Annotated in this window: 21 protein-coding genes; 11 read left to right on the top strand and 10 right to left on the bottom strand. The window is 42.9% G+C overall.

The window, feature by feature from the left end; translation table 11 throughout:
• The first annotated feature begins 104 nt into the window (after positions 1 to 104).
• Both PSF31_RS18095 and PSF31_RS18090 read left to right on the top strand, forming a co-directional pair.
• Complete coding sequence (locus tag PSF31_RS18095; protein ID WP_001162012.1) at positions 105 to 662, top strand: recombinase family protein; 558 nt, start codon at positions 105 to 107, stop codon at positions 660 to 662.
• Positions 663 to 664: 2 nt separating this feature from the next.
• Positions 665 to 3,637: a Tn3 family transposase gene (locus tag PSF31_RS18090; protein ID WP_001138073.1), complete on the top strand. Its 2,973-nt coding sequence runs from the start codon at positions 665 to 667 to the stop codon at positions 3,635 to 3,637.
• Between the two features lie 508 nt (positions 3,638 to 4,145).
• Here the strand turns inward: PSF31_RS18090 and PSF31_RS18085 are convergent.
• Positions 4,146 to 4,748, bottom strand: a complete 603-nt coding sequence (locus PSF31_RS18085) for a tyrosine-type recombinase/integrase (protein WP_096865212.1) — start codon at positions 4,746 to 4,748, stop codon at positions 4,146 to 4,148.
• A gap of 387 nt (positions 4,749 to 5,135) precedes the next feature.
• On the opposite strand from PSF31_RS18085, the gene PSF31_RS18080 reads away from it, so the two are divergent.
• The 5 genes from PSF31_RS18080 (at position 5,136) to PSF31_RS18060 (ending at position 6,791) form a co-directional block, all read left to right on the top strand.
• Positions 5,136 to 5,375: a hypothetical protein gene (locus PSF31_RS18080; RefSeq protein ID WP_096865211.1), complete on the top strand. Its 240-nt coding sequence runs from the start codon at positions 5,136 to 5,138 to the stop codon at positions 5,373 to 5,375.
• A gap of 1 nt (position 5,376) precedes the next feature.
• The gene (locus tag PSF31_RS18075; RefSeq protein WP_164561199.1) at positions 5,377 to 5,553 is read left to right on the top strand and encodes a hypothetical protein; all 177 of its coding nucleotides are present in this window, start codon (positions 5,377 to 5,379) and stop codon (positions 5,551 to 5,553) included.
• A gap of 2 nt (positions 5,554 to 5,555) precedes the next feature.
• The gene (locus PSF31_RS18070) at positions 5,556 to 5,879 is read left to right on the top strand and encodes a hypothetical protein (RefSeq protein WP_096865210.1); all 324 of its coding nucleotides are present in this window, start codon (positions 5,556 to 5,558) and stop codon (positions 5,877 to 5,879) included.
• Positions 5,863 to 6,117 (top strand): HNH endonuclease, encoded by a 255-nt coding sequence (locus PSF31_RS18065; RefSeq protein WP_096865209.1) that lies wholly within the window; start codon positions 5,863 to 5,865, stop codon positions 6,115 to 6,117. Before PSF31_RS18070 ends, PSF31_RS18065 begins: the two co-directional genes overlap by 17 nt.
• An 83-nt stretch (positions 6,118 to 6,200) precedes the next feature.
• A complete protein-coding gene (locus tag PSF31_RS18060) occupies positions 6,201 to 6,791 on the top strand; it encodes a DUF1643 domain-containing protein (protein ID WP_096865208.1) in 591 nt (196 codons plus the stop codon).
• Between the two features lie 195 nt (positions 6,792 to 6,986).
• Here PSF31_RS18060 and PSF31_RS18055 read toward each other — a convergent pair whose 3' ends face one another.
• From PSF31_RS18055 to PSF31_RS18045, 3 genes are all read right to left on the bottom strand, one after another.
• Positions 6,987 to 8,489 carry a hypothetical protein gene (locus PSF31_RS18055; RefSeq protein WP_225902518.1) on the bottom strand — a complete coding sequence of 501 codons (1,503 nt, stop codon included), beginning with the start codon at positions 8,487 to 8,489 and terminating at the stop codon, positions 6,987 to 6,989.
• A 369-nt stretch (positions 8,490 to 8,858) separates the two neighbouring features.
• Entirely contained in the window at positions 8,859 to 9,965 is a 1,107-nt protein-coding gene (locus tag PSF31_RS18050) for a hypothetical protein (RefSeq protein ID WP_096865207.1), read from the bottom strand.
• A gap of 84 nt (positions 9,966 to 10,049) precedes the next feature.
• Entirely contained in the window at positions 10,050 to 10,247 is a 198-nt protein-coding gene (locus PSF31_RS18045) for a helix-turn-helix transcriptional regulator (RefSeq protein WP_096865206.1), read from the bottom strand.
• Between the two features lie 254 nt (positions 10,248 to 10,501).
• Between PSF31_RS18045 and PSF31_RS18040 the strand changes: the two genes are divergently transcribed.
• Positions 10,502 to 11,098, top strand: coding sequence for a hypothetical protein (locus tag PSF31_RS18040; protein ID WP_096865205.1), 597 nt, complete (start codon positions 10,502 to 10,504; stop codon positions 11,096 to 11,098).
• 5 nt (positions 11,099 to 11,103) lie between these two features.
• Here the strand turns inward: PSF31_RS18040 and PSF31_RS18035 are convergent, their stop codons facing one another.
• The 5 genes from PSF31_RS18035 to PSF31_RS18015 form a co-directional block, all read right to left on the bottom strand.
• On the bottom strand, positions 11,104 to 11,625 hold the full coding sequence (locus PSF31_RS18035; protein ID WP_096865204.1) for a hypothetical protein: 522 nt from the start codon (positions 11,623 to 11,625) through the stop codon (positions 11,104 to 11,106).
• A 70-nt stretch (positions 11,626 to 11,695) separates the two neighbouring features.
• Positions 11,696 to 12,130 carry a DUF2787 family protein gene (locus tag PSF31_RS18030; RefSeq protein WP_164561200.1) on the bottom strand — a complete coding sequence of 145 codons (435 nt, stop codon included), beginning with the start codon at positions 12,128 to 12,130 and terminating at the stop codon, positions 11,696 to 11,698.
• 278 nt (positions 12,131 to 12,408) lie between these two features.
• The gene (locus PSF31_RS18025) at positions 12,409 to 12,726 is read right to left on the bottom strand and encodes a hypothetical protein (protein ID WP_096865235.1); all 318 of its coding nucleotides are present in this window, start codon (positions 12,724 to 12,726) and stop codon (positions 12,409 to 12,411) included.
• Between the two features lie 9 nt (positions 12,727 to 12,735).
• A complete protein-coding gene (locus PSF31_RS18020) occupies positions 12,736 to 13,077 on the bottom strand; it encodes a hypothetical protein (RefSeq protein WP_102780616.1) in 342 nt (113 codons plus the stop codon).
• A 107-nt stretch (positions 13,078 to 13,184) separates the two neighbouring features.
• A complete protein-coding gene (locus PSF31_RS18015) occupies positions 13,185 to 13,460 on the bottom strand; it encodes a helix-turn-helix domain-containing protein (RefSeq protein WP_001967176.1) in 276 nt (91 codons plus the stop codon).
• A gap of 137 nt (positions 13,461 to 13,597) precedes the next feature.
• On the opposite strand from PSF31_RS18015, the gene PSF31_RS18010 reads away from it, so the two are divergent.
• From PSF31_RS18010 to PSF31_RS18000, 3 genes are all read left to right on the top strand, one after another.
• Positions 13,598 to 14,014, top strand: a complete 417-nt coding sequence (locus PSF31_RS18010) for a hypothetical protein (protein ID WP_001967075.1) — start codon at positions 13,598 to 13,600, stop codon at positions 14,012 to 14,014.
• A 61-nt stretch (positions 14,015 to 14,075) separates the two neighbouring features.
• On the top strand, positions 14,076 to 14,873 hold the full coding sequence (locus PSF31_RS18005; RefSeq protein WP_096865153.1) for a DNA translocase FtsK: 798 nt from the start codon (positions 14,076 to 14,078) through the stop codon (positions 14,871 to 14,873).
• An 85-nt stretch (positions 14,874 to 14,958) separates the two neighbouring features.
• The gene (locus PSF31_RS18000) at positions 14,959 to 15,369 is read left to right on the top strand and encodes a hypothetical protein (protein WP_096865152.1); all 411 of its coding nucleotides are present in this window, start codon (positions 14,959 to 14,961) and stop codon (positions 15,367 to 15,369) included.
• Between the two features lie 186 nt (positions 15,370 to 15,555).
• On the opposite strand, the gene PSF31_RS17995 is transcribed toward PSF31_RS18000, so the two are convergent.
• Positions 15,556 to 16,575, bottom strand: a complete 1,020-nt coding sequence (locus tag PSF31_RS17995) for a restriction endonuclease (RefSeq protein WP_096865151.1) — start codon at positions 16,573 to 16,575, stop codon at positions 15,556 to 15,558.
• Positions 16,576 to 16,605 lie beyond the last annotated feature (30 nt).

The raw sequence follows: 16,605 nt of genomic DNA, 5'->3' as shown, positions 1-16,605 counted from the left end.
ACCATGTGCAAACGATGTCAGAATAGAGTTAAATTTCCTATTGATTGACATATTCCGTCAAAGGTAATAGATTTCATCCTGACACTTTTGCCTTTGGAGGCATCTTGCAAGGTCAACGCATCGGCTATGTCCGCGTCAGCAGCTTCGACCAGAACCCGGAACGGCAATTGGAGGGTGTTCAGGTGGCGCGGGTGTTCACCGACAAGGCTTCTGGCAAGGACACCCAGCGTCCCGAGCTGGAAAGGCTGCTGGCCTTCGTCCGCGAGGGCGACACCGTGGTGGTGCATAGCATGGACAGGCTGGCACGCAACCTTGATGACCTGCGCCGCATCGTCCAAGGGCTGACACAACGGGGCGTGCGCATGGAGTTCGTCAAAGAAGGGCTGAAGTTCACCGGCGAGGACTCACCGATGGCCAATCTGATGCTGTCGGTCATGGGAGCCTTCGCTGAGTTCGAGCGCGCCCTGATCCGCGAACGTCAGCGCGAGGGAATCGTGCTGGCCAAGCAGCGCGGTGCCTACCGGGGACGAAAGAAATCGCTGAACAGCGAACAAATTGCCGAGTTGAAACGGCGAGTTGCGGCAGGCGACCAAAAAACCTTGGTGGCCCGTGACTTCGGCATCAGCCGCGAAACCTTGTACCAGTACCTGCGGGAAGACTGACCATGCCACGCCGCTCAATCCTGTCCGCCACCGAGCGCGAAAGCCTGCTGGCACTGCCAGATGCCAAAGACGAACTGATACGGCACTACACGTTCAACGAAACCGACCTGTCGGTGATCCGTCAGCGTCGCGGCGCCGCGAATCGATTGGGCTTCGCTGTGCAGCTTTGCTACTTGCGATTCCCTGGCACCTTTTTGGGCGTCGATGAGCCTCCGTTTCCGCCCCTGTTGCGCATGGTGGCCGCGCAACTCAAGATGCCAGTGGAAAGTTGGAGCGAGTACGGCCAGCGCGAACAGACACGGCGGGAGCACTTGGTCGAGCTGCAAACGGTTTTTGGGTTCAAGCCCTTCACCATGAGCCACTATCGGCAAGCCGTGCATACATTGACCGAGCTGGCCTTGCAGACCGACAAAGGCATCGTGCTGGCGAGCGCACTTGTCGAGAATCTGCGGCGGCAGAGCATTATCCTGCCCGCCATGAATGCCATCGAGCGCGCAAGCGCCGAGGCCATCACCCGTGCCAACCGACGCATTTACGCGGCGCTGACCGATTCTTTGTTATCACCCCACCGTCAGCGCCTGGACGAACTTCTCAAGCGCAAGGACGGCAGTAAAGTGACGTGGCTGGCATGGCTGCGCCAGTCGCCTGCCAAACCGAACTCTCGCCACATGCTCGAACATATTGAGCGCCTGAAATCCTGGCAAGCACTTGATCTGCCCGCAGGCATCGAGCGGCAGGTTCACCAGAACCGCCTGCTCAAAATCGCTCGTGAAGGTGGCCAGATGACGCCTGCTGATCTGGCAAAGTTCGAGGTGCAACGACGCTATGCCACGCTGGTAGCGCTGGCCATCGAAGGCATGGCCACCGTCACCGATGAAATCATCGACCTTCACGATCGCATCATCGGCAAGCTGTTCAACGCGGCCAAGAACAAGCATCAGCAGCAGTTCCAGGCTTCCGGCAAGGCGATCAACGACAAGGTGCGGATGTATGGGCGCATCGGTCAAGCGTTGATTGAGGCCAAGCAAAGCGGCAGCGATCCGTTCGCCGCCATCGAGGCCGTTATGCCCTGGGACACCTTCGCCGCCAGCGTCACCGAAGCGCAAACATTGGCGCGGCCTGCCGACTTTGATTTCCTGCACCACATCGGTGAAAGCTATGCCACGCTACGCCGCTACGCGCCGCAGTTCCTGGGCGTGCTCAAATTGCGGGCTGCGCCCGCCGCCAAGGGTGTGCTCGATGCCATCGACATGCTGCGCGGCATGAACAGCGACAGCGCGCGCAAGGTGCCCGCCGATGCGCCAACCGCATTCATCAAGCCGCGCTGGGCAAAGCTGGTTCTGACCGACGACGGCATCGACCGGCGTTACTACGAGTTATGCGCCCTGTCGGAGCTGAAGAACGCGCTGCGCTCCGGTGATGTCTGGGTGCAGGGTTCTCGCCAGTTCAAGGACTTCGACGAATACCTGGTGCCGGTCGAGAAGTTCGCCACTTTGAAGCTGGCCAGCGAATTGCCGCTGGCAGTGGCCACCGACTGCGACCAATACCTGCATGACCGGTTGGAATTGTTGGAGGCGCAACTCGCCACAGTCAACCGCATGGCTGCGGCCAACGACTTACCGGATGCCATCATCACCACCGCGTCAGGCCTGAAGATCACGCCGCTGGACGCGGCAGTACCAGACGCCGCGCAAGCCATGATCGACCAGACAGCTATGCTGCTGCCGCACCTCAAAATCACCGAGTTGCTGATGGAGGTCGATGAATGGACGGGCTTCACCCGCCACTTCACACACCTGAAGACCAGCGACACGGCCAAGGACAAAACCTTGCTGTTGACGACGATCCTGGCCGACGCGATCAACCTGGGTCTGACCAAAATGGCCGAGTCCTGCCCTGGCACCACCTACGCCAAGCTGTCTTGGCTGCAAGCCTGGCACATCCGCGATGAAACCTATTCGACGGCGCTGGCCGAGCTGGTGAATGCGCAGTTTCGGCAACCCTTCGCCGGCAACTGGGGTGACGGCACCACGTCATCGTCGGACGGCCAGAACTTCAGAACCGGCAGCAAAGCAGAAAGCACTGGTCATATCAACCCGAAGTATGGAAGCAGTCCAGGACGGACTTTCTACACCCATATCTCCGACCAGTACGCGCCCTTCAGTGCCAAGGTGGTCAACGTGGGCATTCGTGATTCAACTTACGTGCTTGATGGCCTGCTGTACCACGAGTCGGACTTGCGCATCGAGGAACACTACACCGACACGGCAGGCTTCACCGATCACGTGTTTGGCTTGATGCATTTGCTGGGATTTCGCTTCGCGCCGCGTATCCGTGACTTGGGCGAAACCAAGCTATTCATCCCCAAGGGCGATGCCGCCTATGACGCGCTCAAGCCGATGATTAGCAGCGACAGGCTGAACATCAAGCAAATACGCGCCCATTGGGATGAAATTCTGCGGCTGGCCACCTCCATCAAGCAAGGCACGGTAACGGCTTCGCTGATGCTGCGCAAACTCGGCAGCTACCCGCGCCAGAACGGCTTGGCCGTGGCGTTGCGCGAGCTGGGGCGCATCGAGCGCACGCTGTTCATTTTGGATTGGCTGCAAAGCGTGGAGCTGCGCCGCCGCGTCCATGCGGGGCTGAATAAGGGCGAGGCGCGCAACGCGCTGGCCAGGGCGGTCTTCTTCTACCGATTGGGTGAAATCCGCGACCGCAGTTTTGAGCAGCAGCGCTACCGGGCCAGCGGCCTCAATCTGGTGACGGCGGCCATCGTGTTGTGGAACACGGTATATCTGGAGCGTGCCACCAGTGCTTTGCGTGGCAACGGCACGGCGCTGGACGACACATTGTTGCAATATCTGTCGCCGCTGGGGTGGGAGCACATCAACCTGACCGGCGATTACCTATGGCGCAGCAGCGCCAAGGTCGGTGCGGGGAAGTTTAGGCCATTGCGACCGCTGCCACCGGCTTAGCGTGCTTTATTTTCCGTTTTCTGAGACGACCCCATAAAGGCGTGTTCAAAAATCTCATCAGAGATTCGAAAGAATGAAGTAGATGTTCAATATCCAGACTAAAAAGGCCGCATACGCGGCCTGTATGAGTTAGCCAATGTTGCGATGGTCAATGAGGTATTTCACTCTGTCATGGTGAGTGTTTCTCTGGAGTGAAGTCGTAACCCCTGTTCCTAGGCAATATCTGCAATCTTCTCAGCATCAGATCCGGTGCGCTCATTTTCTCCCTTGGATTGCCAGAGTTTCAAAATCGCAGTATTCACTTTCCTTTTCTGTTTCCTGTGTGTTTGGGAACACACAGCGTCGTGTTACGACGGTGGAACGCCAACATAATTTGGCGCGGACAACGAAATATCCGCACCCGCTGTTAACGTGAACTGAAGGTTTAACCTGTTCCCGTTTGATTAACACATTTTGATGTCAGCAATGTCCGCTCCTGGCACAGGGCTGATAAACAGCCCTGATAGATTTATACTTCAATTGACTCAGAAATCTCCAATGCATCATCGACTTCAATGCCAAGGTAACGAACCGTGCTTTCCAGTTTTTTATGTCCAAGTAATAGCTGAATTACACGGAGGTTCTTTGTTTTCTGGTAGATCAGATACGGCTTGGTTCTGCGCATTGAATGTGTGCTGTATAACGAATTATCAAGGCCTAGCTTTTCAATCCAACCATGAAAAATACGGTTGTATTGTCTGGTAGAGATATGTTGAGCAGAACCTACTCGGGATTGGAAAATATAGTCCGCACTATGCAAGTGAGCCATTCTTATCCATGCAGCAACTGAATCTCTAGTTCCTTTAGTCAGCTCAAATTGGACAGGACTACCAGTCTTTTGTTGTAACACTGTTGCTCTGCTGGAGACTGAACTGCCATATGCAACATCTGATACCTTCAACTTAACGAGATCACAGCCTCGAAGTTTACTATCCAAGGCTAAATTAAACAAAGCTAAGTCGCGAATTTTCCCTTCTAACTCTAGTCTAATGCGAATCCCCCAGATATGAGATATTTTAAGCGGTCGTTTTTGCCCAATGATACGATTTTTATTCCACGGTAACTTAGACATAATTAAATCTCCTATGATGTAGAGATTTAATTATGGTTGTTATCCCGAAAGGAGCGAATAGCAGAATTTCAATATCGAATTATAGTTAACATGTGATTGCCTGCTTTTACCAAAAAATCGGTCGTGTTGTTCGGTTTACTTAGTCTTAATGGAGTAGCTCATTTAAGTCCCTTGTGTAAATAATCAAGTGATTTACTGAGAAGTCTCAGTAATGTAGTAGATTAAAAGTATATTAAGTGCTTAGCTAACTTCTCAACTTATTATTTTTAAATAAAGTCATAGATATACATTGATTATGCCTTTCAGATGTTACTGAATGGTCTACATAATAGCTGTTATAGTTTATAATTTCGATTAAATAGCATCCGCAAAAAATTTGGAGAAAATATGCATATCTTAAAATTTGAAATTTTAGACCTAAAAAGTGGGGATAAAGTTGTTAAAGTTGAAGGTCAAGACATTCACATAAGTAGATCTTCTGGTGAATACGTAATTTATAAGCTGAAGATGGACAAGGATGGTGGGGTTATAGACTTCGATGTGTTGGCAATAACACAAGGTAGTGGTTCTTTCGATGTAATAACTGATGCTGATTTAAATGATCTTGCTGAGTTATGGGAAGAGTAAAATGAAAAACTCTCCGGAAGCTACTAGCTCAAGCAAGGAAATTGCTGAAAATGATAAGGTTACTGGCTCTGTAATTTATAGGCGTGTTGATCCAGAAAAGAAAACGGCACTAAAAAAACTTATAAAAGAAACAGCAAAAAAGCATGGTTTGGTTGTGAACATTTTTGAAAGGAAGTAGTCATGGAAGAAAAGGATTTAATAGTTAGATTTTCTGGTGACAATTCCAAAGTGAAGGAAGCTTTTCAGGAAATCATTGAGCAAGCAGCTGAACTTGGCTTGATTGGTAATGATCTTCGGATAAACAAAGTTCCTGATAAGGTAGAAAAAAGCAAGTTAAGGAATAAATCAGCTACTGACATTATGGTAAAAGTATCAGCAAGTGAAGAAAAAGCAGAAGCCTTTATGGAAGAGTTGATTTCTATTGTATCGGAAAACCTAGGCCTCGATTCGCCTTCTACAGGAATAAAACTATTGGGCGAGGCTAGTGATGACGAAGACAAGTAGCACTCGGAGCTATGCGCACTCACGGGCAATCGCATTAGCCAAAATCAGAGAAGATTATAACTGTGAATTAAGATGTGGTGCTAGTTTAGATATACATGGGCATCACATTTTAGACTTCAGCCTAGGAGGTGAAGCAACCCCAGAGAACATACTTGTTGTTTGTAAAAAATGTCACGACTTAGTCCATGCAGGTGAAATAGTAGTAGATACATTTGACTATCGCCCTGCAAAGCTGTAACAAGGCTCTGCTACGGAAAATCTACTCGCTGGCGCTCCTGAATTCCCGCAGAGCGCGGCGCTACATGATATCAAGGAATCAAGTTGAGTGCTAAATTCGAAGTTACAGGTCTCTTTTACGAGTCGAATGGTTTCAAGTTACGAAAGTATCTCAATATAAAGCGGGCCAACATTACTCTCGATAAGCCTGATCTCATGGTTGTAATGATGAACCCTGGTTCTTCTTATCCTTTGGATGGTATAGATAATAACTTCTTTCAATCAGAGGCACAGCCAGACACCACACAACAACAGATTATGAGAGTTATGGATGCAGTGGGGTTTGATTATGCAAGAATTCTGAATTTGTCTGATCTCCGCACTCCCGATTCAGGCCAACTGTATCGTTTTTTGAAGTCCGATGAATGTAGTTTAGTAGATCACTCCATTTTTTCACCCAATCGTCAATCTGAGCTAGAGCAGCTTTTTGTCAGAGGCGTACCGGTTATTTTTGGCTGGGGTGTAAACAAAGCTTTAGTTCCTCTAGCCAAGTTGGCAATAGAAGCTTTGTGTATTAGTAACCCTCTCGGAATTTTAAAGCCAAACACTAGTTACTCGTATTATCACCCACTGCCGAAAATCTACGCAAAGCAACTTGAGTGGGTTAAGCATGTAATACAAAGCACTCGGACATAGCAAAGCTACGCCGTTGTTTTAGGTGTTCTGCTAACACCTAACACCTAACACCTAACACCTAACACCTAACAGTAGACTTTAATACTGGCACAGTTAAATGTCTGTAATTGGCACAGAACTGCCACTTAATTAAGCATGATTCTGTGCGCGGAGAAAGTACAAACTAATCCAAAAAAAATTAATTTTAATTCACTACTAACAACCATGTTTCAACACAATCTCCAAATACTCATGCTGCCAATCACCATCAGACAACTCATGTAAACTAACAAATCCATCATGTTCTAGCGCACAAACACCGCTGTGCGAGCTCACATAATCATAGACTGCGCGGCTTTCTAGCCCTTGTATCATATGCGCGAGTAGCTTACGTCGCATCACATCACGACGCCACGCCTTCCACTCCTCGTTTTTTGTTTTTCGCTTTGTGGTATTGAATGGCTGCCCAGCCGCATTCACGACAGAAAGCCCATACTTATTTTTCTTTCCTATTTTTAGATACTCGTCAATGAGTTGATTTATGCTTTCGCGAAGCTCTGTTGTTTCTAATTTCCAATATTCCAGCATTTCTGACACAAAATCATCGGAATAATTCTTTTTCCGCTTCCTCAGCTTTTTCACCATATTCCAGCGAGATGATAGGCTGACCTGACCTGCACTAAAAATCGTGCCATAACGAATAATTTTGATGAAACTTTTACCTACATTAAATACTTTTTGGATATTAGAATCACTTAATACTGATAGCGAATCAGTGCTAATGCCATATTTCTTGAATTCTTGCTCTAAGATAGCTAACTGACAGCCTTTAATATCATAATTATACCCATTGGCTAAACATGCCCATTTCATCTTTCTGGGTAAATATTGAAAGCCTGTACCTATCTCAAAAGAACGGCTACCCACTTTGGCGGTTTTATACGCTTGTCGATATTCAATAATCAATGGTGTTTTGCTAATTATCTTGACGCCCACATCCATCAAATGAGTGATGAAATTAAAATAAAAGCTCTTATTCTTCGCTGTAGGATGGTCATTACAATATGCTTGTAGTTTATCAAGGTTGATAGGTAATGCTTCGAGTTGTTGATACGCACTGATAATACGCTGTCTAAAATTGTCATTTTCAATCGCTAGTTTATGCTTAGGCGGCTTTACGTTGTAAGAGCTTTTTAACATCAGTTTATACAGTGTTTCGGGTTTCTTACGTTTATCAAAAATATTCGTCAAATAGGTATAGCGATCTGTACGTTTAAGATAATCCTTTCGTTTACCGGGAAATAAAGCTTTAAGGACACTTTTAGATAAAGCAAATTCACGACATTTATGGATCCCAAAGCTATGTGGAATAATCTTAATAATTTTAGCTTGTTCTAAGCACTCTAAACCGCGTTCTAAGCCTAAATCACGACTTTGCTTAAAAATCATAGGGAATTTCTCTTTCCCCAGTTCAGCAGGAAATGGCACAGAGTAAGTCCATTTTTTATTTCCTTTAAACCTCGCTTTTTTCTTCGTATTTTTGCTAACTGTCGCACTGCAGATAATATGCTGTAAGAACAAAGCAATTGCACGGTGATATTTAGATTTTTGACGTTGATCGACCGTATTATCAAAGGGAACGCTCAGAACAATCGCTTTATAGGCTTCTACTGTAGCTTCTGTGACAAGAATGTTGTCTTTGGTGATATATGCTGTCATTTCAATTTACCATGTTGTTAATAGTAAATTGAATTACGCAAATGCATTTTTAATGGGGTTACCGCTAACCCCATTTTTTAGTAGGTGATTAGAAGAACCGTGAAAGCGTCAAATACCCGTACCAGCTACTCAAAGCGATCCGTTAAGACGAATAACTCGCGGTCTAGGCGAAAATAGCTAATCCCAATATCCCCAAACTATTGCCATATATATATAACGTTATTGTTCATAGCCATTATGCTTATGATGCTTGCTAAACTTGATGTTATGCTGGTAACCAGCATTGATATATATACATAATATTGTTATATGTTGAGTCGCCACACATACCGCCGCAGCGACCCAACACCATTACCGTGATACAGGCTACTAATAACCGTGTTTGCGAGCCCATTCTTCACGCAAACTCTTCTGCCAAAGAGCTGGAACTCCAAGAATACCGAGCTTCTCAACCAATAAATGAAAGTCGTACCAAATTTCATCTTTATCGAAAAGATCAACTTGATTGTTTTTCAATCTATTATCTAGACGTTTTAAGATCTTTTTAGCCTCCTTTGGGTTGGTTTTATTCACATAATCGCGTAACTCAGGTAATATCATGCCCGACAGTAACAACTCCCAATCTAAATCCCCTTCTTTGGTACACAGTGGCTTTTGATAGAACGCAATACGTTCCAGCAAATTGTGAAGATTGTGAATATCTCGTAATAAAAGCGCCTTACTTCTCGGTTTATAACGCGTTTCTATGCGTAGGAAGCGACGGTAATCCTGTATTTCGCGCCAATTAGTGATTATCAGTTGTAATTCTTCATCACTAAAAGAGTCTAAGTCATCACCAACATCTAGCTTCTCATAGCAAGAGGCGTGATACTCTGATTTATTGCTACCAAGCCGTTGTCCTTGAAACTCGCCTTCACTTGAATAACGTTCGCCACTACATGCCCCCTTAAAACCAATATGATAATCTGAGAGACGCATATCATATATGTCTAAAGCATAATCAATGCGAGTCACCCATGCGCTTTTCAATATTTTATACAGATACTTACCTAGGCGCTTCTTTTTCCCTAAATAAAGAACTAATTTATTAATATCATCGAAAGAAAAGTGTTGAGGACTAAATTCAAATCTAACAGCACCTCTTCCTTCATATTTATCTGTTTTCTTAAAATCCATTTCCGTTGGCATATAATAGATCATAAATGCTTGCTTCGGATTATATTTATTTTTCACCTTAACTTGATAGCGATAAAGTTTCTTAATATATTTACTTTTCGTTTCTCTTCTTCTAATTGAATAAAAACGACTGCCTTTCATCTTATTTAATCTATCGAACAATTCATCGATATCATCAATTTCAAGATCACCTACAATACTAAGTTTATCAATTCTATGCATCATTTCGTGATGACCTAATTCATGAGGAATAGCGATTGATTTATTCAAATTATCAATATTCTTTTTAGAGGTAGACATAGCTACCCCCATTACTCACTTGAACATTATTACTCTGTATATAATCATATAAAGGGGTCATAGCAGGCTTACAGAACAGCATAGTTATTGCCCCCCTTTTTTTACGCAATTTTCATACCACTGAACTATTTCGCTATTTTTCCATCTAGCGCTACGGCCAGATGCAGTCAATGAATATTGCGCAGGAAAATCCCCCGCCTTAATCCAACGGTATAAGGTCGCGCGTGAGACTTGTGTGATTTCTAAAACTTGCTTAATCGTTAAAAAGTGTTCGTGTTGCATGAGACATAACTCCTGTCAGTTTATGGAGTTACTCTTTACAACCATAAAAAATGATCGATTGTGATAGTCACAAAAGGCCAAAAGGCGGATTAAGTGACGGTCACAGTGATTTTCTGGACTAAACCTGCTAAAATTCTTTAAAATATTAGTGACGGTCACACATAAAAATCACCGTGATGTATGACCGTCACAATTATTGGGTGTTTTTACTAAACTCATGAGAACTACATGACTGTCACAAAATGGAGCATCTAATGTCTGGAAAAATAGGTCAGAGAAAGAAGATAGAACAAGAAAATAAAAAGGAAGATAATTGCAAAAGGGCAAAAACAAGCAGAGAGAATAGACTGAAAAAATTAGGCGCACCATTCACCATTAACATGCATGATAAAAATAAAACAAGATTGAGAGAAATCTGTGTTCATTTTGGTCATGATGACATGATGGAAAGAGAAAAAGCCACAGGACGAATTTTCAGCCAAACAATTATGAATGTTATCGATTATTATTATATTACCGCAGTTATTGAGTCTAAAAATGACAATGCAAAATTATTAATAAATACGTTTAAAACCATTTGGAAAGAATGTGTTTTAAACAAAAACATTTTCATTCTTAAAAACGAATTTGAAACACTTCCTGATAGTAAAGAAAAGAAAATAATCGAAGGAGAACTAAAGTCAATTGCCAAATCCATGACTAAAACAAAGTGTTTCATTCCTCCCTATATATTCAATAATAATTTTGATGAAAGAAATATTACAACATGGACACCGTTAGATATTTTATATTTGCTAGATACTCAATCGGTCATTAGTAAAATAAAAAAGTTAAACAAATTGAAAAAATAACTTATTTATATAGGTGATATTTCAACCCAATATAATGATTCACCATACAACCGCCGTACCTTGTTACCTCGTAAACCATAACAGGTGCGGCTCACTTTCTCTTGCTGGTGGCTATCAAAGAAATAGAGATATTCACTATCCATACGCTCCACCAGCGACCAATGCCACTGGTCTCCCAGTAAAATAAGCCGACGTGACGTTGTATGAGCGTCTAAGAACGCCTGACAAGCAGACAGTATTTTTTGTGTGGTAAGTCCATCTTTGTAACGAAATGGCGTGGTGACGTGTAGAGGGGCTTGTGATGGGTATTTTGAGGCTAGTCGCTTAATCAAGTAATCCATTTCAGGAATATCAATACCTTGGGTTAAACACTTGTACAGAGACCAGTATTCGCTGTATTCACGCAAAAGATAATTAAATAACGGGCGGGGCTTAATGCGGTCGCCATAGAACCATGTACTCATATTCACCAGACTGTAAATCCCACAGAGGCAATCTAAATCCCCTTGCTTGGACGGTATCAACATCAACTCAAACCTTCTATTGATTGTACTGTACTTAATGGAATCACCAGCGCTGGTATTATTTTTTACTTAATTAGTGGGTTTCCCACTGAATACTGACTTCATAACATTTCATTTTGTGGTATTGAATAAAATTGCGTTGCCACAGTTCAAACAGTGCTCCGCCCTCTTCTTCATCAATATCCCCCATCATAAAATGATAGATATAACCCTGTGACCAACAAATATCGAGTTCCTTTTCAAGCTCAGGATAATAGCTCCCCATGAATGAAAAATCTGTCACATAATCAAACTGCCATTGCTCATGCAGCCGAAACAAGCGTATTTCAACAGGATGGAAGCCGCCTGTTTCAGCACTATACAATGGGTCTCGAAAATTCATTGTAACCGCCCGAACAGTGGTTAAATCAATCGCAGAGTTAATCACTGAATTATCCAATTCATGTAATAATAATTGGCTAAAAGCTTGTGCGATAGGCAAGCGTAGCCCTGACTGATGAATAGTCATATAAAGTGGCCTTTAAATAAAAAAGTGGAAATAAAATGTTAAGCACAACCCAATCATATTTGGGTATAGTGCCATGCTAATATTTTACCATAACCACTAGCAAAGTAAAGTGCTTTATTGTTTTAAATCAGATAGTTATGGAATTTAGCCATCATTGCTATTTTGATATACGTACCGTGATTTTTATTTATGGCGGGGAATATTGATGTGGAAAGTGAATGAAATAATAGAAACGTCAAAGGGAAAAATGCCAACCTAATAATAGGTTGGCATAGCAATTAACCGTTGAGTAACGTAACTACAAAACTTTTTTTATCATCCGTGAGCTGCACGGAATAAATTACCGTAACGGAACCCGCTTTACCCGTTGCTTCCGCAGCACAGAGATAAACGCCTCGTTGTGTATTTTGACGTTGCGTTCGCACATTCACAAGCTGCTCATACATCGCCCAACCCACATGTTGATTGACCACTTGTAACGCTAATGCTTTTGCACCATCACTGTTACAATTAACAGTGCTCTCATTGCATCCCGTTAAACCAACCATCACCGTTAATATGCTTAATTTCATCCACTGGTTCAGTTTCATTTTCACATTGTCACCTTACAGCAGAAAATTTACGGTTATTCCTGCTAATATATCGAGTGCAATCACCACCAACGCCACGTAATACCACGCTCGACGATTCGGTATTTTCACGATAAAGTAAAAACAGCAAACATCCCAAATGAGAATCAATGCTTCCACTTTATTTAATGTCACCTTTTTAGTAATAAAAAATTCAACGATATTTAAGAATAAAATCGGTAAAAACCAAAATAGCCAAAAGGTTTTTGCTAATCCAAAGCCACCGCTTAACAAACGCTGTTTAAATAAAGCTGGATCATTTAATCCTTTCGCTTCGTTTTCTTCTCGAATTTTTTGCAATTTATTTTTGATAGACATAACTGTTCCTTCAATTAAATGAATTAAGGTTTTTTTCCATGGTGTTGACGCTAGAATGGGTGCAATGCCTTACTGATAGGCACGGGTAAATATTTAGACTATTTCAATTACCGTCCATGATTATTAGAGGGTGGCTTGTTGATGTAACGACTCGGCCATATTGTTTCGGGAGCCGTGCCAATCACATCCGCAATGATCTGTTCAGCTCTTGGGTACGCTCGCTCTAGCGCATTATTTAACGTCCGAGAAGAAAGACCATGCTCACGAGATAATTGCGCTAGTGTGACCCCTTTTTTATGCAAAGCCGCCACAATATCCGCACGGTGCCAATCCGCAGCGCTTCCTTTTCGGGGCTTTTTTTGAGATGCTACAGGGTTAGACATAGTAATAACTCCACTGTTTAATTCCTCGTCTATTAAAAACCAATTAAAGGGAATTATCAATAGATATCTTTATGATTTTAACATCTTTCTAGTGCGGTTATTTTATCCTTTTGATATATATGAGATTTATAGAAATCATGACTGATAAAAAACAACTAACTGAAATGGATAATGCGCCCAAGCTCTGGTTTACCAGTGGAGAGCTAGCTGCTATAGGAAAAGAAAAAGCTGACGATCCAACACGTTATCCTGAATATAAAGATATGGATATCCCGACGACAGCGAAAGGCGTTAGAGTCCGTCTAGAGTCAATTACAGCTCTTCATCCCCACTTTCGCAAGAAGAACCCTAATAAGCGTGGCGACCTCTATCATATTGATGCCTTTAAGGTGATCCTAAATACCGATGAAAAAGAGCTCATCAAGCAAAACACGCTATCTTCTGAAAGTGCAGATCTTAACCTTTTACTTGAAATCTACAAATCACTGTCAGTTGAGAAAAGAAAAGCGTTATTAAAAAATGCACTCACCATGAAACAGGAAGAATTAGATTAGTATCTTTTAATACCCTTTGTTATTCTAATAACTGTATTTTCGTCACTGACTCAGAGGCATTATGCAGTTATCTCACCACAACACGTTAGACAGCAGCTATGACCCATTGACAGCTAAAGCTATTGATTATGTCATTCTCATTAACAGAGCGTCACCGAGACGTTTACAGCGCTATTTTCGGATAGGATTTCACCGTGCTGAGCGTATTATTCATCAACTGGAGTATTTGGGTGTGATTACCCCCTTGAATCAGTATGATTATCGTGAAGTGCTCGGATACCCAACTCACTACCGCTCTTTTGATGCATCCGCCTTTGCAGAACATATTGAGACAGCACAAACCCCATTATTCACTGAATTACCACTGGATACTCAATTCCTAGAATACCGTTGCTTGATTCAGGCTATTGTCTGGCAGCGTATTGTGGTCTGGGTTGAAGAAATCGAGATCGAAGGTGGTACAACCAATATCTTGAAATCTGTCTCACCGTTTGAATACCTGATTGATACCCACAGCGATGACATTTATCAGGATATGCTCCGCAACAACGCCAGTTCTTATCGTTTTCTTGCTACTTTGCGCCCTGAAACCCCGTTGGACGTACTGCGGCAACATGGACGAATTAGTTATCAGCCCTGCTGGAAGCTACCTCGAATAGCACAAGAAGAATGGCAAGGTTTATGGGTGCCAAATGAAGCAGGATGGGAAAGCCTAAGTGAAGAAAATATTCATCAGCCAAGAGGGATTGGCGAATGGCCTGATTTACCCCATAAAAGCATGAAACCGTTGGTGCATGGGCTGCAAGAGGATGGTGGGGATTATTTGCGATATCTAATTTATTGGAAAAGCCAGTTTTAATAATTTTGAGTCTAATGTATTAATAATCGTAATCTGCAAGGCATAAATCACCTTGTATAACCGCATTAATATTTAGAGGAATAATATGAAATATTCATCACTAGTCATTGCCACTGTAATCACCTTCTTATCAACAGCACAGGCAGCAAACTCACCTTTCCAAAATCCTGCAGAATACAAAAGCAAACATGGAATACTAGAAATAACACCAAGCCAAAATGATGCGCCAAAGTTCGATTTCCAGATTAATGCCAATGTTGATATGTATGTCTGCGAAGCTGAAGGAACAGCCTATATTACAGAAAGAGACTTATCGTCAAATACTTGGAATGCTACAGCGCTAGTCAGCACAGATAGTGACTATGGAGACCAATATTGTAAAATGGAATTTTCTATCGATAAAGCGGGAAAGATAGCAATCAAAACAAATTTTGGTTGCTCGGCTCAATGCGGTATAGGGGCTGTCGGGGCAATGGATGGTACATACAAAAAATAGCCGTCTCAAGATAACGCTAAGTAAACAATGTATGAATACATTACGATAAATAAGCGATTTATGATGGGAGCATTTTGCTCCCTATATTCAACACTAGCAATGGTAAATCTATATTTTCTCTAAGCGATTAACTTGACTCTTACTGATAAAAATAGACTTCTTAACCTAAAAATTCTTATTGCTAAATTAATCAGATAAGACTGGTAAAAAAACTTTCTTCAATGGCACCAGTAACTTCGTTTCAATATCAACCTGTTCATAATGTTCAATCAAAGTGCGTACTAAATCATCTAATGTCCAAAGTGATAGCGGGATTTTTGATCGTTCAGCTTCATAGCGAGCATCCTTGGTAAAGCCGCCAGTACTGACGTATAAACCACGGTCATCATGATGGCGTCCACCAATAAAGCTTCTTAAATCTTGGCTGCCTATTTGCCCTTTACGATGCTTAACTTCAACCACAATTCTTGGGTTTTCAAATCCAAAACCGTCAGGTGATGCGATAATATCTTTACCTCTATCTGAGCCACTATTTGGCGAAACTTGGGTTTTATATCCCATCCCACGCAGAATACCGGCAACTAATAATTCCATTTCATCTGCATCAAGCGTAATGATTTTATCTTTAATACGTTCTAACGCTTGAATTTCCATATCCTTTAATGGATCAGATACTATCTCTTCATCGTCTATATTTGAAATATTAGCGTTTTTTTCGTTGTCAGATAATGGTTTATTACCCAATAATTCTTTCACTGCAAAATCAGGAAGTTTAAAAACGGTCAATGTAGAACCTAGGGTATTTTTGGTTTTAGTTGATAAGGTATCCCGATCAATTTCATCAGTATTCCATTTAATCTGACGCGCAATTCCCATCCCCATAGAACAAAGATCAGCACGGTATTGAAACTCAGAAACAACCTGCCCTAATAAATAGGTACGGTTAGCAGGTGAGTAAGTAATTACCCAATCGCTAACTTTAATTTCATTAACAAAACGCCATACTTGAGATGCGCCTGAACGCGCTGTACCGAGTTTCGTTGCTGGGTCTACTTGACGGTATAATTTCAGTATCTCTTTTCTTGATTGCCCAATTTTCAATAATGGAGCTAAGCCAGACCAGCCTAAACCAACCAGTTCTTTTTCTCGAAAATCATCATATAACTTCCCTGAATCACCACGAACCATCCACATCTTTTGACTCATCAATTTATTCCTGCGTTAAAGATAAATCGG

The sequence above is a fragment of the Providencia sp. PROV156 genome (assembly GCF_028480905.1).
In the GTDB taxonomy this organism is placed as follows: Bacteria; Pseudomonadota; Gammaproteobacteria; order Enterobacterales; family Enterobacteriaceae; genus Providencia; species Providencia hangzhouensis.
This window is presented reverse-complemented; position numbering and strand designations above follow the sequence as displayed.

Bases quoted from the DNA above. Each gene is read 5' to 3' on its own strand.
- PSF31_RS18090 (WP_001138073.1), top strand. From the start codon at position 665: ATGCCACGCCGCTCAATCCTGTCCGCCACCGAGCGCGAAAGCCTGCTG.
- PSF31_RS18085 (WP_096865212.1), bottom strand. From the start codon at position 4,748: ATGTCTAAGTTACCGTGGAATAAAAATCGTATCATTGGGCAAAAACGA.
- PSF31_RS18080 (WP_096865211.1), top strand. From the start codon at position 5,136: ATGCATATCTTAAAATTTGAAATTTTAGACCTAAAAAGTGGGGATAAA.
- PSF31_RS18075 (WP_164561199.1), top strand. From the start codon at position 5,377: ATGAAAAACTCTCCGGAAGCTACTAGCTCAAGCAAGGAAATTGCTGAA.
- PSF31_RS18070 (WP_096865210.1), top strand. From the start codon at position 5,556: ATGGAAGAAAAGGATTTAATAGTTAGATTTTCTGGTGACAATTCCAAA.
- PSF31_RS18065 (WP_096865209.1), top strand. From the start codon at position 5,863: ATGACGAAGACAAGTAGCACTCGGAGCTATGCGCACTCACGGGCAATC.
- PSF31_RS18055 (WP_225902518.1), bottom strand. From the start codon at position 8,489: ATGACAGCATATATCACCAAAGACAACATTCTTGTCACAGAAGCTACA.
- PSF31_RS18050 (WP_096865207.1), bottom strand. From the start codon at position 9,965: ATGTCTACCTCTAAAAAGAATATTGATAATTTGAATAAATCAATCGCT.
- PSF31_RS18045 (WP_096865206.1), bottom strand. From the start codon at position 10,247: ATGCAACACGAACACTTTTTAACGATTAAGCAAGTTTTAGAAATCACA.
- PSF31_RS18040 (WP_096865205.1), top strand. From the start codon at position 10,502: ATGTCTGGAAAAATAGGTCAGAGAAAGAAGATAGAACAAGAAAATAAA.
- PSF31_RS18035 (WP_096865204.1), bottom strand. From the start codon at position 11,625: ATGTTGATACCGTCCAAGCAAGGGGATTTAGATTGCCTCTGTGGGATT.
- PSF31_RS18030 (WP_164561200.1), bottom strand. From the start codon at position 12,130: ATGACTATTCATCAGTCAGGGCTACGCTTGCCTATCGCACAAGCTTTT.
- PSF31_RS18020 (WP_102780616.1), bottom strand. From the start codon at position 13,077: ATGTCTATCAAAAATAAATTGCAAAAAATTCGAGAAGAAAACGAAGCG.
- PSF31_RS18015 (WP_001967176.1), bottom strand. From the start codon at position 13,460: ATGTCTAACCCTGTAGCATCTCAAAAAAAGCCCCGAAAAGGAAGCGCT.
- PSF31_RS18010 (WP_001967075.1), top strand. From the start codon at position 13,598: ATGACTGATAAAAAACAACTAACTGAAATGGATAATGCGCCCAAGCTC.
- PSF31_RS18005 (WP_096865153.1), top strand. From the start codon at position 14,076: ATGCAGTTATCTCACCACAACACGTTAGACAGCAGCTATGACCCATTG.
- PSF31_RS18000 (WP_096865152.1), top strand. From the start codon at position 14,959: ATGAAATATTCATCACTAGTCATTGCCACTGTAATCACCTTCTTATCA.
- PSF31_RS17995 (WP_096865151.1), bottom strand. From the start codon at position 16,575: ATGAGTCAAAAGATGTGGATGGTTCGTGGTGATTCAGGGAAGTTATAT.